Here is a 25,662-nt window from a genome sequence, read left to right on the forward strand (position 1 = left end):
AAGGTCCGCACCGTCTCGCTGGGGTGTTCCGGTTGCTGCCGGAGCTGAGAGTTACCCATAGAACCTGAACCAGGTCATGCTGGCGGAGGAAGTTCGAGATGGCAAGGGGTGCCTGCGCGCGTCCTTTACCATTGACACCCCCTTCACCCATGGCCGCACACCACCTGAAGGGAGACCGATATGGTCAAATCCTCCTCACTGGCGCTTGCGGTCCTTCTTGCCGGATTGTCCGGCGCTACGCACGCACAGGACAAGCCTGTCCTGACCATCTATACCTATGACGGCTTTGCCTCCGAATGGGGGCCCGGCGTTCCCTTGAAGGAAGGCTTTGAAGCCACCTGCGAATGCACGGTCAACTGGGTGGCCGCCGACTCCTCGATTGGCACGCTGCGCAAGGTGCAGCTTGAGGGTGACAGCACCGAGGCCGATATGATCCTCGGGCTCGACACCGCCATCGCCGGGGAAGCGCGGGCAACCGGGCTGTTCGCCGATCACGGCCTGGACATGAGCCATCTCTCCCTGCCGGGCGAGTGGACCGATGCGCAATTCGTGCCCTTCGATTATTCGCATTTCGCCTTTATGTGGGACACCGATACCATGCAGGCGCCGCCGGCCTCGTTCGAAGAGCTGATCGCGCTTGATGACGATATCAAGATCGCTATTCAGGATCCGCGTTCGGCCACGCCGGGCCTGGGTCTGCTGCTCTGGGTCAAGGCCGCCTATGGCGATCGGGCGCCGGAAATCTGGGAAGGGCTTGCGCCGCATATCCTGACCATCACCCGCGACTGGAGCGAGAGCTATTCGCTGTTCCTGGATGGGGAAGCGGACATGGTGCTCTCTTACACCACCTCGCCAGCCTATCACATCTTCGATGCGGACGATCACACCATCAAGGCGGCAATGTTCTCCGAAGGCCATTTCCCGCAGATCGAAGTGGCGGGGATTCTGAAATCCTCCGATCAGCAGGATCTGGCGCGTGACTTCCTGGCCTTCCTGACTTCGGCCGAGGGGCAGGCTAATATCCCGACTACCAACTGGATGTTCCCGGTGGTGGATCTGGGCGGCGAGATCGATCCCGCGTTCCAGGGCCTGCCGCAGCCGGACAAAACCCTGAGTCTGGACGAAGCCGAGATCACCGCCAATTTGGCGGCCTGGATCGACGAGATGCTGGCGGCGGTGCAGTAGGCGCCATGCTGGCAACGGACACGGAGGCACACCCTCCCCCTCGCGGGAAGGGTTGGGGAGGGGGGGGGCACAATCCGGATGCTTGTGAACCCCCTCCCAACCTCCCCCGTCAAGGGGGAGGTGCTGCATTGTGCGCTTGGATGGGTCAGCGGCTATGCTGACCCTTCCTCGCCGCCCGTTCCGCGTTGCCGCTGCGGCAACACTAACCCTCGTCATTGCGGCGCTCATCGCGGCCGTGCTGTGGGCCATTCTGGACGCCGCCACGGATGCCTCGGGTGGATCACGCGTGGATATCCCGCATCTGCTGCGCATGACGGCGCTGCAGGCGGGGCTCACCATGGTTCTCTCGCTGCTCGTGGGGACTGCGCTGGCCTGGGCGCTCAACCGGTTGCGCTTTTCCGGGCGCGATCTGGTGGTGGGGCTGTTTGCCGCCGCCATCGTCACACCGGGCATGGTGGTGGCCTTTGGCCTGCTCTCGGTCTGGGGGCGCAATGGCTGGATCAACCAAGCGAGCGGGGCCCTGTTCGGCGTCGGGTTCGAAAGCCCGGCCTATGGCCTTTCTGGCATCCTACTGGCCCATGTCATTCTCGATGGGGCCTTTGCCGGGCGCATTCTGCTGGCCCGGCTCGACGCCATCCCGCAGAGCCGACTCAAGATGGGGCAATCGCTGGGGCTGTCGGCCTGGCAGCGCTTCGCGCTGATCGACTGGCCGGCGCTGCGGGGCAGCCTGCCAGGGCTAGGCGCTATCATCTTCCTTCTGGCCTTTACCAGCTTTCCCATTGTCTTGCTGCTGGGCGGCGGGCCAGCGAACCAGACGCTGGAGGTGGCAATCTTTACCGCCGTACGGCTCGATTTCGATCTGGTCGGGGCGGTGCGTCTGGCGCTGACGCAGATTGGCGTTTGTTCACTCGTCATCCTTCTGGCATCGGCTTTTACTCCGGTGCCTTCGGCCTTGAGCCGCTCGGCCCAGCCGAGTTGGCGCGACAGTGCACCGGTGCGGGTGCTGCAATGGGCTGTGCTGGGGTTGGGAGCCATCGGTTTTGCTCTGCCATTGCTGACGGTGCTCTATGACGGGCTGGCGGGTGGCTTGCTGCGGGTGTTGGGTCAGGCCGGTTTCTGGCGTGCGACTGGGACCAGCATAATCATCGGTGCCAGTTCGGCAATGTTGACGCTCGCCTTGGCCCTCATGCTGGCACTTGGCCGCAGTGCGGCGCATCGGCAGGGCGCGCGCGCGCTGCTCGGCATTCCGGCCTTTGCCTATCTGGCGGTGCCCGCAGTAGTGCTGTCGCTGGGTTTTTTCCTGCTGGTCCGCACGATTGGCGTTCCGGTGGGAACTGCCGCCCCGATTGTCGTGGTTATCGCCAACAGCCTGCTTTCCCTGCCCTTTGCAATTGCCACGCTCGGCCCGCCGCTTGATGCAATCATGCGGACACGGGGCAAGCTGATCCGATCTCTGGGCCTGTCGGGCTGGACGCAGTTTGTGCGCATCGAATATCCGTTGCTCGGGCGGGATATCGGGCTGATGCTGGCGCTGGCTTTCTGTTTCTCGCTGGGCGATCTGGGGGTGATTGCCCTATTCGGCACCCAGGATTTCCAGACCTTGCCGCTGATGATGTACCGGGCGCTCGGATCGTACAAATCCAATGATGCGGCGGCGATCGCGGCCTTATTGTTGATCTTCACTATCGTCGCCTTTGTCGGCCTGCCGCGCCTGATTGAAAGGATTTCCCATGCTCCGCGCCGATGATCTGGTCTTTGCCCATCCGGGGCAGGGGAAACCCTATGGTTTCAGCCTGGAGGCCAAGCCGGGTGAAGTCACGGCAATTTCCGGCGCGAGCGGCTCTGGCAAGTCGACCTTGCTCGATTTAATGGCGGGTTTCATTGCGCCGGTGAGCGGTTCGCTGACGCTGGACGGACAAGAGCTATTGCCGTTCCCACCCGAAGCGCGTCCGGTATCCCTGCTGCTGCAGGCAGACAATCTGTTTGAACATCTTAGCGCCGAGGAAAATGTGGTTCTGGGCCTCCCGCGTGGTACGCCCAGATCAGCCGGCCATCAGCAGGTCGCCGAAGCCCTGGCCGAAGTCGGTCTGACCCGGTTCGAAGCCAAACAGGCCGCAAATCTTTCTGGCGGGCAAAAGCAGCGCGTGGCATTGGCACGGACGCTGCTGCGCAATCGACCTGTGCTGCTGCTCGACGAACCGTTTTCGGCGCTGGACGATGAAACGCGCCAGACCACCAGGGAGCTGGTTGGTGAGCTGACGCGCCGGCACAAATGGCACACCGTTCTGGTCAGCCATCATGCCGACGACATTGCGGCGCTCGCCACCACGCATTACCGGATCACCGCGGGCAAACTGGAACGCGTCTAGCGCGTTCTACTCTTCCCAGGCAGCGAGTACGGTGTCGAACAGGGCCTGTGCCTCTTCATCCTTTTCCAAGGTGAGGATGGCGTTGCGCCCAGTGCCATAGACAATCGCGAGATCAATCCAGCGCTGTGTATCTAGCAAGTCGGTATTGGCAGTCAGATCGTCCGGTGCGGCGCTGAGGGCGAACAGGAAGGTGTTGCCCACAATACGCGCGGCAGCCCCGGCCAGTGCTGTGCCGGGCACCAGTTCCTCATTCTTGAGCAACACGCCGGCCAATGTCGCGATCGACCCACCGATAAAGGTGTCGGGAATGTCGAAGCTGATTTCCATCAGATGGCTGGCGGGCAGGCTGGGATCAATATTCCGGCGAATGAGAATAGAGACGCTCATGTTGCGTGCCGGGATGCTGGCCTCAGCCACCAGCGTGGGCTGGCCGATCTCGTCGGTACCCTGGCTCCATTCTACTGTCCCCGAGAACGGTACGGTGCTGGCCTGACCGCCGGTAGAAGCCTCTAGCAGGAGCGATTGATTGCCCGCCAGGTCGACGGGATCAACGCTGGCAGCCGGATCTTCCGTAGCGGCTATGGTGGTGTCTTCGCCCGACAGGCGTTCCTCGGTCTTGACCTCGTCACTGCCAAGCGATGGCAGGACGGTTTCAGTGCCGGTCGGGGTGACCGGTTCGAGTGTCGGTTCGAGCCGCTCTTCGTCCCCGGCTTCAAGTGCGCTGGTCGGCTCAGTGGCGGAGGTGGTTGCCGTATTGCCCGGACCTGAGGCGCTTTCTTCAGCACTGACCGGTTCGGTGGTCGTGTTGTCCATGGTCAGGCCAGTGGGCTGCTCGATGGTCTCTGGCTGTACGACGGACGTCTGGCTGCGACCGAACATCTGGTCGAGATCGACATAGCCCTCGCGCCAGGCCCAAAATCCGGCCCCGCCGACACCGGCCAGAAGCAAGGCGAAGACGATCAGGAAAATGGTCAGGCCAGTCCCGGTGCGCCGCTCCGCATCGACGGGGGCAAAGCTGGTGTCACTTTCCGGGACAGCCTCACTGGGGGGTGAACCGGTTTCCGTCTGGTGCGCCTGGGACGGCGTTGCTTCGCCGCGCGCTTCGCGATCCAGAGTTTCGATGGCCCGCTCGATAGCGCCTTCGGCGGCGCGGGCATCGTCCTGTTCCACCTCGACTTCGCGCACGCTGGATAGTGCGGGGTCGACGGGCAGAGGCGGGTCGATCAGCACCGGTTCGGCGTTGGCCGGCTGGCTGGCGAGTGCGGTGCTGCCCATGACCGGCTCGATGCGCGGCGCGAGCGAGGCTGGCGTGATCGTGTTGCCCTTGCCGGCAGTCTCGCTGGTCACAGCGTCGCGGCGCGCGAAGGAAAAGGTCTTGCCGGGCCGTTCCGGCTCGACGGGGGGGCCCGTCTCTTCAGTCGCTGGCCCCGTGTCGTCTCGCACGGTGTCCGGGTTGCGCGAAACTGTCGCGCCACCGGTTTCAGCGGCCTGGGCGATAATGTCTTCGATCGATGGGAACTTGCCCGAAGCCGGATTAGGCTCAGATTCTTCTGCGGGCTCGGTCGCGACCGGCGGTTCCTCAGCAGCACCAGCGATGGGCTCGGGAGCCGGTTCGGCAACTGGCGCAACGGCGTCCAGAGCGGCGGCGACGTCCTCAGGCGATGGTGCGTCAGTCTCTTCTGGTTCGGCCTCGCGTTCGACCGCGGCCAGAGGGTCCGGCTCAGGCTCAGAGACTGCTTCGGGCTCGTCCTCTGCCTCTGTCTCGACCGGTTCAGGCGGCGCGACAGGTTCGGGGCGCGGCTGGGGGGCAGCCGGGCGCGCGGCCAGAGGGCCATCGCGCCCGAGGCTGATTACGGCTTCGCTGGCTTCCTGTTCGACCTGGCGGATGCAATCCTCGAGCTGCAGGCGATGCTGGGTGATATCGCGCGCCGGAAGAGGGGGCTGAATGGCGCGCAATTGCCCGACAAGGGCCGAGCGCGCCTTTTCATAGACCGCGCGACGCGCAGCTCCGTTATTCTCCGGCAGCGCCGAAATGGCCCGACGCAACAGCTCCTTGTAATCCGCCATTGGCTACTTGGTACTCACTCTGACAGCGCAGTCTTTTAGCAAAATATGTCAGTCTTGGAATGGGTCAACGACCAAGATGGTGTCTGCGCGTTCCGGACTGGTGGATAAAAGGGCGACAGGAGCACCGATCAGTTCCTCGATATAGCGGACATATTTGACCGCCTGGGCCGGCAATTCGGCCCAGCTCCGCGCACCCGCAGTGGTCTCGGACCACCCTTCGAGCGTCTCGTAGATCGGCTTAACCCGCGCCTGTGCCCCCATTGAGGCGGGCAAATAATCAATGCGTGATCCATCCAGCTCATAGCCGACGCAGACCTTGATCTCTTTCAGGCCGTCGAGCACGTCGAGCTTGGTCAGGGCAATGCCGGTGATTCCCGAGGTCTTGACGGTCTGGCGCACCAGAACCGCGTCGAACCAGCCACAGCGGCGCGACCGCCCGGTGTTGACGCCGACTTCACGACCGACAACGGCCAGATGCTTGCCAACTTCGTCGTCAAGCTCGCAGGGAAAGGGGCCTTCCCCGACGCGGGTGGTGTAGGCCTTGGTGATCCCCAGCACATAATCGATGGCCGTCGGGCCGAGACCCGAACCGGCTGCGGCCTGCCCGGCGACGGTATTGGATGAGGTGACGAAGGGGTAAGTGCCGTGGTCGTTGTCGAGCAGGGCTCCCTGCGCGCCTTCGAACAGGATGCGTGCCCCCTCGCGGCGCTTCTGGTCGAGCACGCGCCAGACCTGGTCCATAAAGGGCAGGATGTCGGCAGCGATGCTGGTCAGCTCGTGGTGGATGGTCTCGGCCGAGATTTCGGTCAGTCCCATGCCCCGGCGCAGCGCATTGTGGTGGGTCAGCAAACGCTCAATCTTGGGCATGAGCGTTTCGGGCTCGGACAGGTCGATCAGACGAATGGCGCGGCGGCCCACCTTGTCCTCATAGGCCGGGCCGATACCGCGACGGGTGGTGCCGATCTTCAGGCCCGAATTGGCGTCTTCGCGAATGCCGTCGAGTTCGCGGTGCAGCGAGAGAATCAGCGGCGCGTTGTCGGCGACGCGCAGCACTTCTGGGGTAATGTTCACCCCCTGGGCGCGCAGCTTGGCCATTTCCTCAACGAAGTGGTGCGGATCCACGACGACGCCATTGCCAATGACTGAGAGCTTGCCCTGCACCAGGCCCGAGGGCAACAGCGCCAGCTTGTAGCTGACCCCGTCAATGACCAGCGTATGGCCGGCATTGTGGCCACCGTGGAAACGCACCACGACGTCGGCGCGCTCCGAAAGCCAGTCCACGATTTTGCCCTTGCCCTCGTCGCCCCATTGCGAGCCGACGACAACCACATTCGCCATATTTCAGTCTTCCCCAAAGCAAGGCACACAAACGGGACCGCAGCTTATGCGTCGGTCCCCACGATGAATGGACGTGACGTCCCCCCGGCCGCCGTTGTCAGTTTGATTACGGCCGAATAACTGATAAGTCCGATTGTCCTTACATCACCCGGGCGACGATGACAAAGCCGCAACCACAGCAAAGTAGCGGCTTTTTCGCCCGCATCCTGGATCAACCCTATCTGCTGCTGATACTGGCGCCGCTTTTCTGGGGCGGCAATGTGGTGGCTGCCAAGCTGACGGTGGGCCAAATCGACCCCTTTCTGCTGCTGGCCAGCCGCTGCGTTCTGGCCACCAGTTTCATTCTGCCCTTTGCCTGGCCGCACCTCAAAGGCGACTGGGATGTCGTGCGCCGACGCTGGCCGGTGCTGATGGCCTATGGGGCGGTGGGCTATGCGCTGTTCAACGGTTTTCTCTATCTCGGACTGCAAACCACAACGGCGGTCAATTCGGCGATTGAGCAGGGTTCCTTGCCCATGCTGATCCTGGGGGCCAATTTCATCATCTTTCGGGTGCGGGCGCAGTTCATCCAGATCCTGGGGGTGCTGCTGGCCATTACCGGGGTCGTTCTGACGGCGACTCATGGCGATCTCATGCGCATTCTGACGCTCGACATCAATGCCGGCGACGGCTTCGTCATGCTCGCGTGCCTGGCCTATACCAGCTACACGCTGGCCCTTCGCTTTCGGCCGAAAATGCACATATTGAGCTTTATGGCCGTCAGCTTTTCGGGCGCCGCGATTACGTCCGTGATCATGCTGGCCTTTACCGAGGGAGGCGTGAGCCAAGTTGCCACGCTCACATCGGCGCCCCCGGTCGTCTGGGCCGTCATCGCCTATGTGGCGATCTTCCCGTCCATGTTCAGTCAGGTGGCTTATGCCCGCGGCGTCGAAATGGTCGGCGCCAATCGTGCGGCGCCGAGCCATAACCTCATCCCGGTGTTCGGAACATTGGGTTCGGTGATCATTCTGGGCGAGACGCTGCAGCCCTACCACTTTGTCGCTGCAGCCATCATCGTCAGCGGCATTCTGCTGGCTGAATGGGCGGCGCGGCGGGTAAAATAAAAGGCGGCCCGGGGGCCGCCTTCAAAACAAATCCTTCAGCAAGCTCAGAACTTGAGTGCTTTGGCCTGCTTGACGCCTTCGAGCTTTACGATCTGGTCGAGCTGGGTGTCGTCCAGCGTGCCGTCGATCGAGACCAGGGCAATGGCATCGCCACCCACTTCGGCGCGGCCGAGGTTGAAGTTGGCGATATTGATGCCCAGCGTGCCCAGGATGGTGCCGAGGCGTCCGATATGGCCCGGCTTGTCTTCATTGGTGACGTACAGCATGTGCGGGGTCACTTCCGCTTCCATGTTGATGTCCTTGACCTGGATGATGCGCGGCTTGCCGTTGGCAAACAGGGTGCCGGCAACACCGCGGGTCTGACGTTCGGTGGTCACCGTCAGGCGGATATAGCCCTCATAGGCGCCCTGCTGGTCGCGATTGGTGGTTTCCACCACAATGCCACGGTCCTTGGCGATCTGGGGGGCCGAAACCATGTTGATGTCGCCCAGCGACGGCTTGAGCACGCCATTGATGGCGGCGGCGACCATGGGACGGGTGTTCAATTCAGCCGGAGTGCCTTCGAATTCGAGCTTGATGCCCGAAATGGCGGTCTCGGTAAGCTGGCCGGCAAAGGAGCCAAGGGCCTCGGCAAGCTTGACCCAGGGTGTGATGATAGGGGCTTCCTCAGCCGAGATGGACGGGAAGTTGAGCGCATTGGTGATCTCGCCGGTCATCAGGTAGGCCGAAATCTGTTCGGCAACCTGCAGTGCCACGTTTTCCTGCGCTTCAGTCGTTGCCGCGCCAAGATGGGGGGTGCAGATGACGTTGGGCAGTTCGAACAGCGGATTGTTCTGAGCCGGCTCCTCAAGGAACACGTCGAGGGCCGCACCGGCGACCTGGCCGGACTTGAGCGCTTCAAAGAGCGCTGCTTCATCGATCAGACCGCCGCGGGCGCAATTGATGATCCGCACGCCCTTCTTGGTCTTGCTGAGGGTTTCGGCGTTGAGAATATTGCGGGTGGCGTCGATCAGCGGCGTGTGGAGGGTGATGAAGTCGGCGCGGGCGAGCAGATCGTTGAGCTCGACCTTTTCCACGCCCAGTTCCACAGCGCGTTCCGGGGTCAGGAACGGGTCATAGGCAATGACCTTCATCTTCAGGCCCTGGGCGCGGTCGGCGACGATCGAGCCGATATTGCCCGCCCCGATCAGACCCAGCGTCTTGTGGGTGACTTCCACACCCATGAAGCGGTTCTTTTCCCACTTGGAGGCGCGGGTCGATGCGTCGGCCTCGGGCAGTTGGCGGGCCAGCGCCATCATCATGGCGATGGCATGCTCGGCCGTGGTGATGGAATTGCCGAAGGGCGTGTTCATCACGATGATACCCTTCTTGGTCGCCGCCGGGATATCGACATTGTCGACACCGATACCGGCGCGGCCGATGACCTTGAGATTGGTGGCTGCCGAGAGGATCTTATCGGTCACCTTGGTGGCCGAGCGGATGGCCAGACCATCATACTGGCCAATGACTTCGAACAGCTTGTCCTTGTCCTTGCCCAGATCGGGCAGGTAGTCGACCTCGACGCCATTGTCCTTGAAGATCTGGACGGCGGTGGGGCTCAGCTTGTCGGAAACGAGAACTTTGGGCATTGGAGCGTTCCTGAAATATCGAGTGTTTTGGAAGGACCCCCACCTAACCTCCCCTGAAGAAGAGGGAGGGATGGCTCCGAGTGAGACACGATAGCGAGTCCAACTCGATCAGCCCCTCCCCTGTTTTAAGGGGGAGGTTGGAGAGGGTGGTCAGAACTAGGCGGCAGCCTCGAGCGCGGCCTTCTCCTGGGCGAACGCCCAGTCCAGCCACGGGGTCAGCTTTTCGAGATCGGACGTTTCGACAGTGGAGCCGGTCCAGATACGAAGGCCTGTAGGCGCATCGCGATAGCCGCCAATGTCATAGGCCACGCCTTCCTTGTCGAGGCGGGCGACGATGGCCTTGGCAAAGGCCGCCTGAGCATCGGCTGCAAGCGCGTTGATGTCCGGATCGGAGATAACCAGACACACCGAGGTGTTGGAGCGTTCGTTTTCCTTCTTGGCCAGGAAGTCGACCCAATCGGTCCTGGCAACCCAGTCGGCAAGCACCTTGGCATTGGCGTCGGCGCGGGCCTGCATGGCCTTGAGACCGCCGATCTCGACACCCCATTGCATGGCATCCACCGCATCCTCGATGCAGAGCATCGAGACGGTGTTGATGGTTTCGGCCTTGAAGATGCCTTCGATCAGCTTGCCGCCCTTGGTCATGCGGAAGATTTTCGGCAACGGCCGGTCTGGCTTAAAGGTTTCGAGCCGTTCGACGGCGCGGGGCGAGAGGATCAGCACACCATGGGCCGCCTCGCCGCCCAGCGCTTTCTGCCAGGAGAAGGTGACGACATCGAGCTTGGCAAAATCGAGGTTCTGCGCGAAGGCGGCCGAAGTCGCGTCGCAAATGGTCAGGCCTTCGCGATCGGCGGGGATCCAGTCGGCATTGGGGACGCGGACGCCCGAGGTGGTGCCGTTCCAGGTAAAGACCACATCGCGGTTGAAATCGACCTGGGTCAGATCGGGCAATTCGCCATAGGGCGCGTCGAGCACACGGACATCGTCGAGCTTGAGCTGCTTTTGCACATCGGTGACCCAGCCGGCTCCGAAGCTTTCCCAGGCGAGCATGTCGACGCCGCGGGCGCCCAAGGCGCTCCAGAGGAACATTTCGACGGCGCCGGTATCGGAGGCGGGAACAATGCCGATGCGATAGTCGGCGGGCACTTCGAGCAGTTCGCGGGTCAGGTCGATGGCCTGCTGAATGCGCGCCTTGGCGGGCTTGGCCCGGTGCGAGCGGCCGGTGAGCGCGCCAGCAAGCGCATCAATCGTCCAACCTGGACGCTTGGAGCAGGGACCCGACGAGAAATTTGGATTAGCCGGTTTGACCGCCGGTGCGGTTTGGGGCGTATCAGCCATATCAAGCGGCCCTCCCAGGCCTATTGTCTCGCGTTAGGGCGAGATGTCCTGAGGCCGCCAATACGCCTCGGGCCATACGGCGTCAATTGGATTCTGGATGATGGGCGGTGGTTTGAAACCCGTAGCTTCGGGCGTTGGCTACACATACCCAGCCCAGAGACGTATCATTTCAATGAGTTAGCTTTTTTGATGCGTTGGGCGGTGCGAGGCCGCGATGGTCGGCGGTTCCGAGGTCTGACGGTAGTCTACGAACAGGGAATGCCTCCCCTGGTCGTAGACACCTCGCTCTCCGAGCGACGGGTGGTGTGCGAGTTCGATACCTAAAGCGGCAGATCGTCGACGGTGGTCAGTGACAATGGCACCAGGCTCACTGGCGCGATGAACGTCTTGACGAGACGCTGTTCACGTCACTGGCGGCAGCCAGGATGCGGCCGGTTAGAGCGGTTTCTTGATCCATTTGGACAGCACGCCAACGATACCCTCGCGGAACAGCAGCACGCTGATTACGAAGATCGTCCCCTGGAGGACGGTCACCCAGGCGCCAAAGCTGGCGAAATAGTTCTGCATGGTGACGATGACGGCAGCTCCGACAAACGGTCCGAATATGGTGCCCATGCCGCCCAACAGCGTCATCAGAACGACCTCGCCGGACATGGTCCAGTAGACGTCGGTCAGCGAGGCAAGCTGGAACACCAGGGACTTGGTTGAACCCGCCAGCCCGGCGAGGGCCGCGGACATCACGAATACGGCCAGCTTGTAGCGGTTGACCTTGTAGCCCAGCGAAATTGAGCGTGGCTCGTTGTCACGAATGGCCTTGAGCACCTGGCCGAAGGGCGAGTGGATGATGCGGTAGATCGCCAGCAGCCCGCCGAACACGATCGCCAGCACAACAAAGTAAAGGGTGCGGTCATCGGCCAGCGAGAGCACGCCGAACAGGTTGCCGCGCGGAACCGCCTGAATGCCATCTTCGCCGCCGGTGAAGGGGGCCTGCAGGGCAAAGAAGAAGACCATTTGTGCAAAGGCAAGCGTCACCATGGCGAAATAGATGCCCTGGCGACGAATGGCCAGCGCGCCGATCAACAGGCCCAGGATCGCTGCCGAACCGGTGCCGAGCAGGATCGAAACCTCGGGCGTCAGGCCCCAGACCTTGGCGGCGTGGGCGGTGACGTAGCTGGCCGAACCGAAAAAGGCGGCATGACCGAATGAAAGCAGTCCGCCAAAGCCGAGCAGCAGGTTGAGGGCCGAGGCGAACAGAGCAAAGCACAAGATCTTCATGATGAAGACCGGGTAGAGCAGGAAGGGCGCGATCAGCAGCAGCCCCAGGAGCACGGCGAAGATGATGATGTGGTGGCGCGGCGTGCCGATGGGCATGGCCTGGGACGCACTGGTATAGGTGGTTTGTGTCGTAACGCTCATCTCAGGCGGTCCTTCCGAACAGGCCGGCGGGTTTGACCAGCAGGACGATGGCCATGATGACAAAGATCGCGACCGAGGAGGCTTCGGGGTAGAAGACCTTGGTCAGTCCTTCCACGATGCCAAGCCCGAAGCCGGTGAGAATGGCACCCAGGATCGACCCCATGCCGCCGATGACGACTACCGCGAAGACCACGATGATAAGGTCGGCGCCCATATTGGGATTGACCGAATAGATCGGCGCGGCCAGCACGCCGGCAAAGGCGGCCAGCGCCACGCCGAAGCCGTAGGTGAGGGTGATCATGCGCGGCACGTTGATGCCAAAGGCGCCGACCAGAGTGGGGTTTTCCGTGGCGGCGCGCAGATAGGCGCCAAGCCGGGTGCGCTCGATGGCGAACCAGGTGCCGAAGCAGACAAGGAGCGAGGCGACAACGACCCAGGCGCGATAATTGGGCAGGAACATGAAGCCCAGATTTTGTCCGCCGCTCAATTGCGAGGGAATGGAGTAGGGCAGGCCCGAAACGCCGAAACCATTGCGGAACAGTCCCTGGATGATCAGGGCGAGGCCGAAGGTCAGCAGCAGGCCATAGAGATGGTCGAGATGATAAAGGCGCGAGATCATCAATCGCTCAATCACGACGCCGCTCGCCCCCACGACCAGAGGGACCACGACCAGCGCCCCCCAATAGGGAATGCCTAGATAGGTCAGGCCCATCCAGGCGACGAAGGCGCCCATCATGTACTGGGCCCCGTGGCTGAAATTGATGATGTTGAGCAGCCCGAAAATGACCGCCAGCCCCAGGCTGAGCAGGGCGTAAAATGAGCCGTTGATCAGCCCCAAAAGGAGCTGGCCGAACAGGGCCTGCGGGGGAATTCCCAAGAGCTCGAACATGTTCTCTTACCTAATTTCGCGGATCCGTCGTTGCCGAACCGCACCGGCGACGTGGGCGGCGCCCCGGTCGGAGCCGGGACGCCTGGAGGATGAAGTTCTATTCGACGAGTGCGCAGCCGCCGTCTTCAAGCGGCATGAAGGCGACGTCAGCCGGAATGGTGGAGAGCAGCTTGTAATAGTCCCAATCGCCCTCGGATTCCGCGGGCGACTTCACCTGGAACAGGTACATGTCGTGCAGGTGGCGGCCGTCTTCACGCAGCGAGCCTTCGCCAAACACCTGATCCTGCGACGGGTTGGACTTCATCCAATCCATCACCGCCTCGGTTTCCTTGCTGTCGGTGGCTTCCACGCCCTTGAGGTAGTGCGTCACGGCCGAATAGACGCCGGCGTGCACCATGGTCGGCTTGGAGCCACCCATTTCCTCGGAGAAGCGTGCCGACCACTCGCGGGTATCGTCGTTGAGATCCCAGTAGAAGGCTTCGGTCAGCACCAGGCCCTGCGCCGTTTCAAGGCCCAGCGCATGCACGTCGGTGATGAAGATCAGCAGCCCGGCAAGTGCCTGGCCTGCCTGGGTGATACCGAATTCGGCGGCCTGCTTGATCGAGTTGACGGTGTCGCCACCGGCGTTGGCCAGGCCGATCACGTCTGCGCCCGAGGCCTGGGCCTGCAGCAGGAACGAGGAGAAATCGGTGCCGGGGAAGGGGTGACGGACGGAGCCGACGACCGAGCCACCGGTTTCCTCAACCACCTTGGAAGTGTTGGCTTCGAGCGAATGACCGAAGGCATAGTCGGCGGTCAGGAAATACCAGTTCTTGTAACCGGATTCGACCATGGCGCGGCCGGTACCATTGGCCAGGGCATAGGTGTCATAGGTCCAGTGTGCGGTGCCCGGTGCGCACTGTGCGCCGGTCAGGTCGGTTGAAGCGGCACCAGAGTTGAGGAAGATCTTGCCTTTCTCACGGGTGATCTCGCTGACCGCGAGGGCGGCCGAAGACGTCGGCACGTCGACGATGGCGTCTACGCCTTCCTCGTCATACCACTGGCGCGCAATGGTGGAGGCCACGTCGGGCTTGTTCTGGTGGTCGGCTGAAATCACCTCGACATTGATGCCCTTGGAAGCGGCATCGAAATCTTCGATAGCCATGCGGGCCGCCACTACCGAGCCTTCACCCGAAAGGTCGGCATAAATGCCGGATCGGTCGTTGAGCACGCCGAGCTTGACGTCCACCGCCATGGCGGAGCCCGTCATCAGCATGGCGGCGAGACCCGCCAGGGTTGTTGTCTTGAAGTTCATTGGTTCTCTCCTCCTAGGGTCCTCTCCCGGACCGGTTTCCTCACACGCCGAGATAGGCGTGAAGCTTGCCCAGATTGGTCTGGATCTCTGTGTTGGGGATCATGTCGATGACTCGGCCCTGCTCGACCACGTAGTGGCGGTCGGCGACCGAGGCGGCGAAATGAAAGTTCTGCTCGACCAGGACGATGGTGAAGCCCTGATTCTTGAGCGTGGCCAGCGTGCGGCCGATCTGCTGCACGATGACCGGGGCAAGGCCCTCGGTCGGCTCGTCCAGAAGCAGGAATTTGGCGCCGGTGCGCAGGATGCGGGCGATGGCCAGCATCTGCTGTTCGCCGCCCGAAAGCTTGGTGCCCTGGCTCGAAAGGCGCTCGCGCAGGTTCGGGAACATGGTGAGCACGTCCTCGCGGCTGAGCCCACCCGGCTTGATCACCGGGGGTAACATCAGATTCTCGTCCACAGAAAGTGCCGAGAAGATGCCGCGCTCTTCGGGACAGAACGCGATACCGAGTTTGGCGATGGCGCGTGCCGGCAAGGCAATGAGCTCACGGTTTTCAAACTGCACCGATCCAGTGCGCTTGCCGATCAACCCCATGATGGCGCGCAGCGTCGTGGTCTTGCCCGCGCCGTTGCGGCCGAGCAGGGTGACCACTTCGCCTGGCGCGACGTCAAAATTGATGCCATGCAGAATGTGGCTCTCGTCATACCAGGCCTGGAGGTCGCGGACGGCGAGGGCGTGAGCGGCCGGTGCGGGATCGATCTTGCGGGCAGCGTCAGCCATGACCAGCTCCGATATAGGCCTCAACGACACGCGGGTCCTTGGAGACGGTTTCATAGGGGCCTTCGGCCAGCACTTCGCCGCGGGCCAGCACGGTGATCCTGTCCGAGAGATCGGCGACGACGGAAAGGTTGTGTTCGACCATCAGGATGGTGCGTTTGGCCGCGATACGACGAATGAGGGCGGAGATGCGGGACACGTCTTCCTGCGCCATGCCGGCCATCGGCTCATCGAGCAGCAGCATTTCCGGTTCGAGGGCGAGGGTCGTGGCGATTTCCAGTGCGCGCTTGCGGCCATAGCTCAGCTCGCCGGCGGTCTCGCTGATAAATTCGGTCAGGCCCACTTCCTCAATGCGCTCGCGGGCTTCAGCGTCATAATCGTTGAGCACCTTCTGGTTGCGCCAGAAGTCGAAGCTGTCGCCACGGCGGCGCTGCAGGGCGATGCGGACGTTTTCGAGCACGCTCATGCGTGGAAACACCGCCGAAATCTGGAAAGAGCGGACCACGCCGAGCCGGGCAATGGCGGCCGGGGCCATGCTGGTGATGTCACGGCCATTGAATTTGATGGTCCCCGCGCTGGGCTGCAGGAACTTTGTCAGCAGGTTGAAGCAGGTGGTCTTGCCTGCCCCATTGGGCCCGATCAGCGCATGGATGGTGCCGCGCTCCACGTCGAGATCGACGCCGTTGACCGCTGTAAAGCCGGAGAACCGCTTGGTCAGTTGCCGGGCGGACAGAATGATGTCGGGGGCGCTCATTTGGCGGTCCAGCCTCCGTCAATGGAAATGGTCGAGCCGGTGATCGAACGCGCCCAGTCCGAGCAGAGATAGGCGGCCATTTCGGCAATCTCCTCGGGCTGCACGAATTGCTTGGTCGGCTGGGGCGCCAGAATGACCTGCCGCACGACGTCTTCTTCGGACAGGCCATGCACACGAGCCTGGTCGGCAACCTGCTTGGCCACCAGAGGGGTCCAGACATAGCCGGGGCAGATGGCGTTGACGGTGACGCCCTTTTCGGCAGCTTCGAGCGCCACGGTCTTGGTGAGGCCCACAACGGCGTGCTTGGTGGCGACATAGGCCGACTTGAAGGGGGAGGCACGCAGGCCATGGGCCGAGGCGATATTGATGATGCGGCCCCAACCCCGCTCGGTCATGCCGGGCAGGCTGGCCCGGATGGCGTGAAACGCTGAATCAAGGCTCACCGAAACGATGCGCCGCCAGTCCTCATCAGGAAAATCCTCGATGGGCGCGACCTTCTGGATGCCGGCATTGTTGACCAGCACGTCGATGTGACCGAAGCGGGCAATGACCGCGTCGGCCAGCGCCCGGCTGGCGGACGCGTCGGACAGGTCAGCCGGAAAATAGGCAACCTCGCCGGAGCCCAGGGCGTCTAGTTCACCGATCAAAGCCGCATGGTCCTCGGCGGGCTCAAAGCTGTTGAGCGCCACACAATAATTCATCTCGGCAAACTTATGCGCGATCGCGAGCCCAATACCGCTCGTCGATCCCGTCACCAGCGCTACGCGCTTTGACACGATTCCTTGCCTCCACCCTGTCGACGGCCTTGTGGCCTTGATTGTTGGGCAAGACATTGCACGAAGCGTGCCAGTGCCGGTTTTCCGGGGTGTTCGGCTCAGTGTGGCAGGGGGTGTGTCCGGTTTCCCGGACGCGCCGGACAGATCTGTCCGGAAATCCGCACATGGCCCCTTAGTCCAGGCCGTGCCGCCTGAGCTTTTCGTAGAATTGCGAGCGCGACACGCCCAGGCGCCGGGCGGCGGCGGATTTGGAGCCGTCCTCGGCGGCAAGGGCTTCGAGCATGGCCGAGCGTTCCGCGTCTGCCAGCCTGGCTGACAAGTCCGCGGCAATGGGAGGCGCGCCCGTTGGGGCTGCCTCGCGCGGCAAAGCCTTGGCGATCAGAGCTAGATCTATCATCTCGGAGGGGGCCATCGCCGCGGCGCGCTCGAGCACATTGCGCAGTTCGCGCACATTGCCCGGCCAACGATAGCGAGTGAGTTGGTCGATGGCTTCGGGTGTGATCAGCCAGCCGCGCTGGTCGCGCGGTCGCGGTATGGTTTCGAGCAGGGCTTCGGCGATGAGGCCGATATCGTCGAGCCGCTCGCGCAAGGGCGGCACGTGGATCGCCAATACGGCGATGCGATAATAGAGGTCGGCACGGAAGCTCTTGTCTTCGATCTTCTGTTCGAGCGGCTGCGAGGTGGCGGCGATGATGCGGACATCGACCTTCTTGACGGTGTTGGAGCCAAGCGGTTCGAACTCTCCTTCCTGCAAAGCACGCAGGAGCTTGGCCTGAAGGGCCGCCGGCATGTCGCCGATCTCGTCGAGAAACAGCGTACCGCCATGCGCCAGTTCGAACTTACCCTTGCGCGGCTTGCGATCCGCGCCCGTAAATGCGCCGGGGGCGACGCCGAAGAACTCTGCCTCCAGGAGCGCCTCGGGGATGGCGGCGACGTTGACCGCCACGAAGGGACCATCGGCCCGGTCGGATTGCTGATGAATGGCGTGGGCGAGCAGTTCCTTGCCAGTGCCGGTCTCGCCAAGGATGAGCGCTGCGCCATCGCGCAGGGCATAGCGGCGGACTACGGTTTTGAGGTCGCGTACGGCCTCGGAAGCGCCAACGAAACTGGACAGCGAATATTTGGTTTGGCGCTCGCGGTTGAGCGCGGCCTGGGCGCGGGAGAGCTGGCGCTGCATGGTCTCGAACTTGTCGAGAATAGGCGCCAGATAATCGATCTCCTCGTAGAACACGAAGCCCACGGCACCCAGGATTTCGCCCTCCTCATTGCGCAGTGGCAGGCGGCAGACAACGAACTGCTTGTCGTCAAAGGCCATGATGTCGATCAGGATAGGCCGGCCGGTTTCAACGACCCGGCGCAGCAGGGAGTGGGGGATGACTTCTTCCACCCGCTGTCCCACCAGGTCCGCGTCGCCGGGAATGCCCAGCAACTCGCGATAGCGCTCGTCGATCCAGGTGATCCGGGCTTCGGCATCCACGGTGATGGCGCCTTTGAAGCTGTCACCAAGGGAATCGAAGGCATTGAGGACAGTTGCGACCGATTTGGGCAGTGAGCGGTGTTGTGACATGCCACTCAACCGGGCATCGAACTGAGATGGGAAAGCAGCTCGGCCACGTTGTGCGCATTGTATTTCTTGAGCAGCCGGGCCCGGTAGCTCTCGACCGTACGGGGCGAGATATCGAGGGTGCGGGCGATTTCCTTGGAGGTGCGCCCTTCACCCAAATGCATGACGATCTGCCGCTCACGACCCGATAATTTGAGCACATTGCGCGTTTCGGACAGGTCGGCAAAGCTCCAAACCGCTCGGCGCAGCGGATCATCGTCCCGGGTCAGGGAATGGCCGCGCACACGGCACCAGAACAGGGTGCCATTTTTGCGGGCCATGATGCGCTCGTCCGAGTAGCGATTGGTGCGCTTGAGTGGCTCCACCCCGACATCGCGAATGCGCTCGAATTCTTCCATCGAAGGATAGAGGATAGCAAAGGACTGCTCGAGCAGATCGCTCACCTGATAGCCGAACATCTCGGCAAAGGCCGGGTTGCATCCCTTGATAACGCGGCTTTCGGTCACAACCAGACCGATTGGCGCGTTCTGGAAGGCGATGGCGCTGAGGTCGTGGGGATCGATCATGTGGTGTGTTTCTACGGTATTGTCCGAGCTTCAAGAGCACAGGGATAATAGACACCAATTCGCTCCGCGCCAGTCCAAGCCGAAATCGGCATGCCGGGGGGAACCGGAGGAGGGAATTGTGACCGGGCACACCCGATGCACGATTCTCATAAAGATCGCATAGGCTTGGCTCGGGCGCGCAGTGCCCGGCGGGACCTGTTGAGGGAGGAAGAATGATGAAGACATTATTGGCCGCATTGGCCATTTCGACGGCGCTGAGCGGCGCCGCCCTTGCCCAGGATGCGGCGCGCATTGCGCTGCTGCACGGGCTTTCGGGTTCGCCGCTGGAAGCCTATTCCAAGCAGACCCATACCGGCTTCGAGATGGGGCTGGAATACGCCACCAATGGCACGATGGAGGTCAAGGGCAAGCCCATCGAGCTGATCATCAAGGACACCCAGTTCAAGCCGGATATTGCCCGGGCGCTGCTGGCAGAAGCCTATGGCGACGATGATGCGCTGATCGCGGTGGGCGATACTTCCTCTGGCGTGGCGCTGTCCATGCTGCCGGTGGCCGAGGAATATGAGCGTATCCTGCTGGTCGAGCCGGCAGTGGCCGATGGTCTCACCGGGCCTGATTCCAACCGTTATGTGTTCAAGACCTCACGCAATTCGTCCATGGACATGCAGGCCCAGGCGCTGGCGCTGGCGCCGGACGAAAACCTTTATGTGGCGACCCTGGCGCAGGATTATGCCTTCGGCCGCGACGGCGTTGCAGCGTTCAAGAGTGCGCTCGAAGGCACCGGCGCGAACCTGGTGGCCGAAGAATATGTGCCCCAGCAGACCACCGATTTTACCGCCACCATCGAGCGCCTGTTCAATGCACTCAAGGACCAGCCAGGCCGCAAGGTGATCATGATCTATGTCGCCGGGATCGACGCCATGACGCCGTTGGCGTCGGCCGATCCGGGGCGGTTCGAGATCGAGCTGTCCACCGGTGGCAATATCCTGCCCGCGCTCGCCGCCTACAAGCAGGTGCCGGGCATGGAAGGGGCAATCTACTATTACTACGAAGCGCCGGACAATGAGGTGAACGACTGGCTGGTTGAGGAGCATATGGCGCGTTACGGTACGCCGCCGGACTTCTTCACCGCCGGCGGCATGGCTTCGGCAATGGCGATCGTCAAAGCGCTCGAAACCGCTCCGGACTGGGAAACCGAAACCCTGATAGAAACCATGGAAGGGATGAGCTTCGAGACGCCAAAGGGCACGATGACCTTCCGTCCCGAGGACCATCAGGCGCTCCAGGCCATGTATCACTTCAAGATCAAGGTCGAGGATGGCGTCGACTGGGCCATTCCCGAGTTGGTGCGGGTGATCGAGCCGGACGAGATGGATATCCCCATCGGCCGCAACAACTAGGAATAGGCTGCGCATTCGCACCTTGACGATGCGCCCGGCGAGGGTCCTCCTCCTCGCCGGACGTTTCAATTGCGCGGGGAACAGACGTGTCCACATCGCCTTCGATCCGAACCGAGAATCTGTCGATCCATTTCGGCGGTCATGCCGCGGTCAACAATGTCACCTGCGCCTTTCATCCCGGCGAGCTGACGGTGATCGTGGGGCCCAATGGCGCCGGGAAGACCACTTGGTTCAATCTGGTGTCTGGACAGCTGCGCCCCACCCAGGGCCGCATTCTTCTCGGAGAGCGCGACATCACGACGCTCTCGCCGTCGCAGCGGGCGCGGGCCGGGATCGGGCGGGCCTTCCAGTTGACCAATCTGTTTCCCAAGCTCTCGGTTTTTGAAAATGTGCGCCTGGCCGTACAGGGCAAGGCGCGGCAGGGGCATCGCCTGTTGGCCAGGACGGCGGCGCTCACGACCCTGACTGAGAAGGCGATGGATTTTCTCGAACAGACCAATCTTGCTGCGGTCGCCGAACTGCCTGCGGCAGCCTTGCCGCATGGCGATCAGCGCAAGCTTGAGGTGGCGATGCTGCTGGCCATGGAGCCGGACATCTTCATGTTCGATGAGCCGACCGCCGGCATGTCGGTGGATGAGGCGCCGATCATTCTGGAGCTGATCGCACGCATCAAGCGGGACAGTTCGCGGACCATATTGCTGGTCGAGCACAAGATGGATGTGGTGCGCGCTTTGGCGGACCGCATCGTGGTGCTGCACAATGGCGAACTGGTCGCCGATGGTGACCCGACCGAGGTGATGGATATGGAGCTGGTCCGCGACATCTATCTCGGCACCGGCACAGACGAGGTAGCGTGATGACTGCCATTCTTCGTCTCGAGGGTGTTCACACCAACATCGCCCAGTATCAGGTGCTGCACGGGGTGAGCCTGGATGTGCCCGAAGGTGGAGTGCATGTCATTCTGGGCCGCAATGGTGCGGGCAAGACCACGACGCTGCGCACTATCATGGGGCTGTGGAAGGCAAGGCTCGGGACGATCCAGTTCCGCGGGCAGGATATCGCGCAGCTCGGTACACCTGACATCGCCCGGCTCGGCATTGCTTTTGTGCCCGAAAACATGGGCATCTTCGGCGGACTGACGGTGGAGGAGAATATGCGCCTTGCCACCCATGACGGCAGCTTCGATGCGGAGCGCCTTCAGCAAATCCATGCCATCTTTCCCGCCATCAAGCAGTTCTGGACCAAACCGGCGCACGCGCTTTCGGGCGGGCAAAAGCAGATGCTGGCGGTTTCCCGCGCCATTGTCGAAAAGCGTGACCTGATCCTGATCGATGAGCCCACCAAGGGGCTGGCGCCCTCGATCATTCGCAACATGATTACCGCCTTTCGCGAGATCGCCGCGGAGACGACGATCCTGCTGGTCGAGCAGAATTTCCATTTTGCCAAGGCGCTCGGCCAAACCGTGGCGGTGATCGATGACGGACGCATCGTGCACCGCGGCAGCATGATGGAGTTGGCGGAGGACGCGGCCCTGCAAAGCCGTTTCCTCAGCCTCTCGCTGGAAGCCCATTGAGGACGATATGAGCGATACTTCCATTCCCTTTCGGACCCGAATGAGCGCCGGTATTGACCGTTTTGGTGGCGTCATGCTGCTGCCCGTCGTGCTGGCCTTCGTTGCATTCGTGCTGATCGGTCAGCCCTCGACCTGGGCCACGCTGACCATTGCAGGCCTTGCCATGGGCATGATGATTTTTCTGATGGCCTCGGGCCTGTCGCTGATCTTCGGGCTGATGGACGTGCTCAATTTCGGCCATTCCGCCTTCGTGACGGCGGGGGCCTTTATCGGTGCCACCGTGCTGGCCTGGCTCGGATTCTGGGTCACGGGCGGTAATCCCGCGCTCAATCTGGCCGGGCTGCTTCTGGCCATCGCGGCGGCGACCATATTTGGCGCGCTGGCCGGCTGGTTCTTTGAGCGGGTGGTGATCAAGCCGGTCTATCAGGACCATTTGCGCCAGATCCTGATTACCGTGGGTGCGCTGATCGTGGCTGAGGAACTCGTCCTTCTGATCTGGGGTGGCGCGCCCATTCCGGTGCCGCGTCCCGCGGTATTGACCGGATCGATCGTGTTTGCCGGTGTGTCGGTCGAGATCTATCGCATCTTTGCGTTTCTGCTCGGCCTGGTGGTGTATCTTGCTATGTATCTGCTGCTTAACCGCACCCGGCTCGGCCTGCTGATCCGGGCGGGTGTCGAGAACCGGGAAATGGTCGAAGCGCTGGGCTTCCGCGTCGACCGGCTGTTCATTCTGGTGTTCATGGCCGGCTCGGCGCTGGCTGCCATGGGTGGCGCGATGTGGGCCGGTTATCAGGGCTTGATCACGGCGGCGCTAGGCTCGGAAATGATGATCCTGGTCTTCATCGTGGTCATTATCGGCGGGCTGGGATCGATCCAGGGGTCAATGCTCGGGGCGCTGCTGGTCGGGCTGATGGCGAACTACGTCGCTTTTCTTGTCCCCAAGATGGCGCTGGCCTCCAACATGCTGTTGATGATGGCAATCCTGCTCTGGCGCCCCTACGGGCTGCTCCCGGCGGTCAAGCGGTGAGGCGGAGATGAGCATGGCACACAACAGTTCCGCCCTCGCGTCCAAATCCCTTCGCGGATCGGCAATATCGGCTAATTGGCCCGGACGCCTCATCGTTTATGGCGCCGTGGCGCTGATCGGGTTGGCTCTGGCCCTGGCGCCGTTCCTGTTTCCCGATGTGCGCAGCCAGGAGGTGGCGGCCCGCATCTGCGTGTTCATCGTGCTGGTCGCCAGCTATGACCTGCTTATCGGCTACACAGGCATCGTATCGTTTGCCCATACCATGTTCTTCGGCCTGGGCGCCTATGGCACGGCCATCGCGCTCAAGACCATGGGTCCCGGGTTCGAGGCGATACTGCTTGGTGGTGGACTCGGCGTGGTAGCGGCACTGGTGCTGGCGCTGCTGATCGGGCTGCTTTCGCTGCGCGTCAAGGCGATCTTCTTTGCCATGGTGACGCTCTCGGCCGCCTCGGTGATGATGGTGCTGGCCAGCCAGCTCTCGGACTTTACCGGTGGCGAGGACGGCATCACCTATTCCATACCGCGCCTGTTTTCGCCGGCGTTCGAGCTGTTGAGCGATGCTGAGGGCAAGGCGGTGCGCCTGTTCGGCGTGCCACTCAACGGCAAGATCGCGCTCTATTACTTCGTTTTCATTTCCGCGCTGGTGCTGTTCCTGGCGATGATGCGCATCGTGGCTTCACCGCTCGGATCCGTGCTCAAGGCCATCCGTGAAAACGAGTTGCGGGCCGAAGCCATCGGCTATCGCGTGGTGTTCTATCGCACCACCATCTTCTGCATCGCCGCCGGAATTGCAGCCTGCGCCGGGATATTGCGCGCCGTCTGGCTCAAATATACCGGTCCGGAAGTCGTGCTGTCCTTCGACATCATGATCGATATTCTGCTCATGGTGGTGATCGGGGGCATGGGGACCATGCTGGGCGCGGTCATCGGCGTGGTACTGATGACCCTGGCGCAGTACTACCTGAAGGATCTGATGGCGCTGGGGGCCGAGGCGACGGGCAGTTTGCCGCTGGTGCCCGACCTGCTCAACCCGGAGCGCTGGCTGCTCTGGCTCGGCCTCGGCTTTATCCTGCTGGTGTATTTCTTCCCCTCCGGCATTGTCGGCACCCTGCTGGGCAAGGGTGGCGGGAAATGAGGCAGCCTCGCTCGACCTATCTCGATGCCGCCGGCTTTGAGATGCATGTCACCGAATGGGGCGATCCGAGCCAGCCCGCTCTTGTCATGTGGCACGGATTGGCGCGCACCGGCCGGGATTTCGATGAGGCAGCCCGGGCCTTGTCGGCGGATTTCTTCGTGCTGTGCCCCGATACGCTGGGTCGGGGCCTGTCGGCATGGTCCCGGCGTGGCGCCACCGATTATACCTTTGCCACCTATGGTGCCATGGCGGCGGCGATGCTCGATCATTTCGGCATCGATCAACTGTCCTGGGTTGGCACCTCCATGGGCGGGCTGCTCGGCATCACCCTGGCAGCCGGGAGCTTGCGCGAGCGCATCACGCACCTCGTCATCAATGATGTCGGGCCGGATATTCCCTATGACAGCGCCCGGCGCATCGCCGACTATGTCGGCAAACCGCCGGTGTTCGACACGGTGACCGATTATGAGGCCTGGCTGCGCCGCACCTATGCCCCCTTCGGCGCCAATAGCGAAATGTTCTGGCGCCGTATGGTTGATACCTCAATGCGGCGTACCGGCACCGGGCAGGTCACGGTGCATTACGATCCGGCAATTGTCTCCACCATGGCCGAGAACAAGGCCGATCTGGATGTCTGGAACGCCTATGACGCGGTGACGGCACGTACCCTGCTGATCCGGGGCGCGCAATCGGACGTGTTGCCGCCGACCATTGCCAGTGCGATGCGCATGCGTGGCCCCTGTCCTGAGCTTGTCACCATCCCCGATTGCGGCCATGCTCCGACGCTATCGGACGACAAGCAGATCGATCTATTGCGAACATTTCTGCGGGAATGAGCGGCGCCGCGGGCTCTTTTCTGTCCCACACCCGAAATCGCACTGACCCTTGGCGGCCCCGCTCAAGGTGTCGATGAGCTGGTTCGCGGGGCAGGAGCGGCTATTCACGAAAAGGGTACGCAGCGCTGAGCTGTTTTGGATCGTCCTGGGGCAAATCTTCTTCCCCCCTTTGCGACGCGGACGCAAAGATAGGAACAATGTGCATCCAAAAATGTTGCCCTTGCTTGACCCCAACGATCACGGAGCAAGCAAAATGACGTTTCCAACAACCAAAGTGCTATTGGCCAGTGCGCTCTTTTTCCCGATGTCTGCCTTGTCAGTCTGGGCACAGGCACCAGGCGCAGAGAGCGGAATGGTCGCCTGCCCCAGCCAGCTTGGACTGGAGCAATCCATCGGAAGCCAAGGCACTATCCTCCCAGATGATTGCACCAGGCTTCAGGTCAATGCACTGACCTCCGAAAATGAAACCCTATGTCTGATCGACTTCGGTCTGGATGAGGGATTGCTTGGTCAGCTGCGAGACGCTGCCTTCCCGAGCCAATGGTGGGTTGAATGCGACAAACTCGCGGAAGCGGCGGCAGGATCAACCTACTAACTCCCGCTGGTCAGGGAACCTCGATGGACGCTCT

The 25,662-nt window shown here is 62.2% G+C and carries 23 protein-coding genes and 1 riboswitch; of the genes, 11 read left to right on the forward strand and 12 right to left on the reverse strand.

Features of this window, described 5'->3' with window-relative positions:
- Positions 1-9: 9 nt before the first annotated feature.
- Positions 10-108: riboswitch (TPP riboswitch) on the forward strand.
- A gap of 72 nt (positions 109-180) precedes the next feature.
- The 3 genes from thiB to GGR20_RS11645 all read left to right on the forward strand — a co-directional run bounded on the left by thiB (position 181) and on the right by GGR20_RS11645 (position 3,554).
- The gene (gene thiB, locus GGR20_RS11635; protein WP_183311449.1) at positions 181-1,185 is read left to right on the forward strand and encodes a thiamine ABC transporter substrate binding subunit; all 1,005 of its coding nucleotides are present in this window, start codon (positions 181-183) and stop codon (positions 1,183-1,185) included.
- Between the two features lie 154 nt (positions 1,186-1,339).
- Positions 1,340-2,932: an ABC transporter permease family protein gene (locus GGR20_RS11640; protein ID WP_183311451.1), complete on the forward strand. Its 1,593-nt coding sequence runs from the start codon at positions 1,340-1,342 to the stop codon at positions 2,930-2,932.
- Entirely contained in the window at positions 2,916-3,554 is a 639-nt protein-coding gene (locus GGR20_RS11645; RefSeq protein ID WP_183311453.1) for an ATP-binding cassette domain-containing protein, read from the forward strand. Before GGR20_RS11640 ends, GGR20_RS11645 begins: the two co-directional genes overlap by 17 nt.
- 6 nt (positions 3,555-3,560) lie before the next feature.
- Here the strand turns inward: GGR20_RS11645 and GGR20_RS11650 are convergent, their stop codons facing one another.
- Complete coding sequence (locus GGR20_RS11650) at positions 3,561-5,621, reverse strand: hypothetical protein (protein WP_183311455.1); 2,061 nt, start codon at positions 5,619-5,621, stop codon at positions 3,561-3,563.
- Positions 5,622-5,669: 48 nt separating this feature from the next.
- On the reverse strand, positions 5,670-6,959 hold the full coding sequence (locus GGR20_RS11655) for an adenylosuccinate synthase (RefSeq protein ID WP_183311457.1): 1,290 nt from the start codon (positions 6,957-6,959) through the stop codon (positions 5,670-5,672).
- Positions 6,960-7,117: 158 nt separating this feature from the next.
- Between GGR20_RS11655 and GGR20_RS11660 the strand changes: the two genes are divergently transcribed.
- Positions 7,118-8,062, forward strand: coding sequence for a DMT family transporter (locus GGR20_RS11660; RefSeq protein ID WP_183311459.1), 945 nt, complete (start codon positions 7,118-7,120; stop codon positions 8,060-8,062).
- 44 nt (positions 8,063-8,106) lie between these two features.
- Here GGR20_RS11660 and serA read toward each other — a convergent pair whose 3' ends face one another.
- From serA to GGR20_RS18515, 10 genes are all read right to left on the reverse strand, one after another.
- Positions 8,107-9,690 carry a phosphoglycerate dehydrogenase gene (serA, locus tag GGR20_RS11665; protein WP_183311461.1) on the reverse strand — a complete coding sequence of 528 codons (1,584 nt, stop codon included), beginning with the start codon at positions 9,688-9,690 and terminating at the stop codon, positions 8,107-8,109.
- Between the two features lie 156 nt (positions 9,691-9,846).
- Positions 9,847-11,028 carry a phosphoserine transaminase gene (locus GGR20_RS11670; protein WP_183311462.1) on the reverse strand — a complete coding sequence of 394 codons (1,182 nt, stop codon included), beginning with the start codon at positions 11,026-11,028 and terminating at the stop codon, positions 9,847-9,849.
- Between the two features lie 435 nt (positions 11,029-11,463).
- Entirely contained in the window at positions 11,464-12,444 is a 981-nt protein-coding gene (locus GGR20_RS11675) for a branched-chain amino acid ABC transporter permease (RefSeq protein WP_183311463.1), read from the reverse strand.
- Position 12,445: 1 nt separating this feature from the next.
- Complete coding sequence (locus GGR20_RS11680; RefSeq protein WP_183311466.1) at positions 12,446-13,333, reverse strand: branched-chain amino acid ABC transporter permease; 888 nt, start codon at positions 13,331-13,333, stop codon at positions 12,446-12,448.
- Between the two features lie 97 nt (positions 13,334-13,430).
- Positions 13,431-14,627, reverse strand: a complete 1,197-nt coding sequence (locus tag GGR20_RS11685) for an ABC transporter substrate-binding protein (RefSeq protein ID WP_210283162.1) — start codon at positions 14,625-14,627, stop codon at positions 13,431-13,433.
- Between the two features lie 40 nt (positions 14,628-14,667).
- Positions 14,668-15,405, reverse strand: coding sequence for an ABC transporter ATP-binding protein (locus GGR20_RS11690; protein WP_183311467.1), 738 nt, complete (start codon positions 15,403-15,405; stop codon positions 14,668-14,670).
- The gene (locus tag GGR20_RS11695) at positions 15,398-16,156 is read right to left on the reverse strand and encodes an ABC transporter ATP-binding protein (protein ID WP_183311469.1); all 759 of its coding nucleotides are present in this window, start codon (positions 16,154-16,156) and stop codon (positions 15,398-15,400) included. The genes GGR20_RS11690 and GGR20_RS11695 overlap by 8 nt, the downstream gene beginning before the upstream one ends.
- On the reverse strand, positions 16,153-16,932 hold the full coding sequence (locus GGR20_RS11700; RefSeq protein WP_253560185.1) for a 3-hydroxybutyrate dehydrogenase: 780 nt from the start codon (positions 16,930-16,932) through the stop codon (positions 16,153-16,155). Before GGR20_RS11700 ends, GGR20_RS11695 begins: the two co-directional genes overlap by 4 nt.
- Positions 16,933-17,104: 172 nt before the next feature.
- Positions 17,105-18,499 (reverse strand): sigma-54 interaction domain-containing protein, encoded by a 1,395-nt coding sequence (locus GGR20_RS11705; RefSeq protein ID WP_183311472.1) that lies wholly within the window; start codon positions 18,497-18,499, stop codon positions 17,105-17,107.
- A 5-nt stretch (positions 18,500-18,504) separates the two neighbouring features.
- Positions 18,505-19,062 (reverse strand): PAS and helix-turn-helix domain-containing protein, encoded by a 558-nt coding sequence (locus GGR20_RS18515; RefSeq protein ID WP_183311474.1) that lies wholly within the window; start codon positions 19,060-19,062, stop codon positions 18,505-18,507.
- Positions 19,063-19,277: 215 nt separating this feature from the next.
- Between GGR20_RS18515 and GGR20_RS11715 the strand changes: the two genes are divergently transcribed.
- The 7 genes from GGR20_RS11715 (at position 19,278) to GGR20_RS11745 (ending at position 25,628) form a co-directional block, all read left to right on the forward strand.
- The gene (locus GGR20_RS11715) at positions 19,278-20,462 is read left to right on the forward strand and encodes a substrate-binding domain-containing protein (RefSeq protein ID WP_183311680.1); all 1,185 of its coding nucleotides are present in this window, start codon (positions 19,278-19,280) and stop codon (positions 20,460-20,462) included.
- 86 nt (positions 20,463-20,548) lie between these two features.
- Positions 20,549-21,319 carry an ATP-binding cassette domain-containing protein gene (locus tag GGR20_RS11720; protein ID WP_183311476.1) on the forward strand — a complete coding sequence of 257 codons (771 nt, stop codon included), beginning with the start codon at positions 20,549-20,551 and terminating at the stop codon, positions 21,317-21,319.
- Complete coding sequence (locus GGR20_RS11725) at positions 21,319-22,035, forward strand: ABC transporter ATP-binding protein (RefSeq protein ID WP_183311478.1); 717 nt, start codon at positions 21,319-21,321, stop codon at positions 22,033-22,035. Before GGR20_RS11720 ends, GGR20_RS11725 begins: the two co-directional genes overlap by 1 nt.
- A gap of 7 nt (positions 22,036-22,042) precedes the next feature.
- Positions 22,043-23,062, forward strand: a complete 1,020-nt coding sequence (locus GGR20_RS11730; RefSeq protein WP_183311480.1) for a branched-chain amino acid ABC transporter permease — start codon at positions 22,043-22,045, stop codon at positions 23,060-23,062.
- A 13-nt stretch (positions 23,063-23,075) separates the two neighbouring features.
- A complete protein-coding gene (locus tag GGR20_RS11735) occupies positions 23,076-24,197 on the forward strand; it encodes a branched-chain amino acid ABC transporter permease (protein WP_183311482.1) in 1,122 nt (373 codons plus the stop codon).
- Positions 24,194-25,033, forward strand: coding sequence for an alpha/beta fold hydrolase (locus GGR20_RS11740; RefSeq protein ID WP_183311484.1), 840 nt, complete (start codon positions 24,194-24,196; stop codon positions 25,031-25,033). Before GGR20_RS11735 ends, GGR20_RS11740 begins: the two co-directional genes overlap by 4 nt.
- A gap of 73 nt (positions 25,034-25,106) precedes the next feature.
- On the forward strand, positions 25,107-25,628 hold the full coding sequence (locus GGR20_RS11745) for a hypothetical protein (RefSeq protein ID WP_183311486.1): 522 nt from the start codon (positions 25,107-25,109) through the stop codon (positions 25,626-25,628).
- Positions 25,629-25,662: the final 34 nt, after the last annotated feature.

It is taken from the genome of Devosia subaequoris, assembly GCF_014197055.1.
In the GTDB taxonomy this organism is placed as follows: Bacteria; Pseudomonadota; Alphaproteobacteria; order Rhizobiales; family Devosiaceae; genus Devosia; species Devosia subaequoris.

Bases quoted from the DNA above. Each gene is read 5' to 3' on its own strand.
- GGR20_RS11740 (WP_183311484.1), top strand. From the start codon at position 24,194: ATGAGGCAGCCTCGCTCGACCTATCTCGATGCCGCCGGCTTTGAGATG.
- GGR20_RS11680 (WP_183311466.1), bottom strand. From the start codon at position 13,333: ATGTTCGAGCTCTTGGGAATTCCCCCGCAGGCCCTGTTCGGCCAGCTC.
- GGR20_RS11705 (WP_183311472.1), bottom strand. From the start codon at position 18,499: ATGTCACAACACCGCTCACTGCCCAAATCGGTCGCAACTGTCCTCAAT.
- GGR20_RS11655 (WP_183311457.1), bottom strand. From the start codon at position 6,959: ATGGCGAATGTGGTTGTCGTCGGCTCGCAATGGGGCGACGAGGGCAAG.
- thiB (WP_183311449.1), top strand. From the start codon at position 181: ATGGTCAAATCCTCCTCACTGGCGCTTGCGGTCCTTCTTGCCGGATTG.
- GGR20_RS11715 (WP_183311680.1), top strand. From the start codon at position 19,278: ATGAAGACATTATTGGCCGCATTGGCCATTTCGACGGCGCTGAGCGGC.
- GGR20_RS11745 (WP_183311486.1), top strand. From the start codon at position 25,107: ATGAGCTGGTTCGCGGGGCAGGAGCGGCTATTCACGAAAAGGGTACGC.
- GGR20_RS11640 (WP_183311451.1), top strand. From the start codon at position 1,340: ATGCTGACCCTTCCTCGCCGCCCGTTCCGCGTTGCCGCTGCGGCAACA.
- GGR20_RS11730 (WP_183311480.1), top strand. From the start codon at position 22,043: ATGAGCGATACTTCCATTCCCTTTCGGACCCGAATGAGCGCCGGTATT.
- GGR20_RS11650 (WP_183311455.1), bottom strand. From the start codon at position 5,621: ATGGCGGATTACAAGGAGCTGTTGCGTCGGGCCATTTCGGCGCTGCCG.
- GGR20_RS11735 (WP_183311482.1), top strand. From the start codon at position 23,076: ATGGCACACAACAGTTCCGCCCTCGCGTCCAAATCCCTTCGCGGATCG.
- GGR20_RS11645 (WP_183311453.1), top strand. From the start codon at position 2,916: ATGCTCCGCGCCGATGATCTGGTCTTTGCCCATCCGGGGCAGGGGAAA.
- GGR20_RS11725 (WP_183311478.1), top strand. From the start codon at position 21,319: ATGACTGCCATTCTTCGTCTCGAGGGTGTTCACACCAACATCGCCCAG.
- GGR20_RS11695 (WP_183311469.1), bottom strand. From the start codon at position 16,156: ATGAGCGCCCCCGACATCATTCTGTCCGCCCGGCAACTGACCAAGCGG.
- GGR20_RS11685 (WP_210283162.1), bottom strand. From the start codon at position 14,627: ATGAACTTCAAGACAACAACCCTGGCGGGTCTCGCCGCCATGCTGATG.
- GGR20_RS11675 (WP_183311463.1), bottom strand. From the start codon at position 12,444: ATGAGCGTTACGACACAAACCACCTATACCAGTGCGTCCCAGGCCATG.
- GGR20_RS18515 (WP_183311474.1), bottom strand. From the start codon at position 19,062: ATGATCGATCCCCACGACCTCAGCGCCATCGCCTTCCAGAACGCGCCA.
- GGR20_RS11660 (WP_183311459.1), top strand. From the start codon at position 7,118: ATGACAAAGCCGCAACCACAGCAAAGTAGCGGCTTTTTCGCCCGCATC.
- GGR20_RS11690 (WP_183311467.1), bottom strand. From the start codon at position 15,405: ATGGCTGACGCTGCCCGCAAGATCGATCCCGCACCGGCCGCTCACGCC.
- GGR20_RS11670 (WP_183311462.1), bottom strand. From the start codon at position 11,028: ATGGCTGATACGCCCCAAACCGCACCGGCGGTCAAACCGGCTAATCCA.
- serA (WP_183311461.1), bottom strand. From the start codon at position 9,690: ATGCCCAAAGTTCTCGTTTCCGACAAGCTGAGCCCCACCGCCGTCCAG.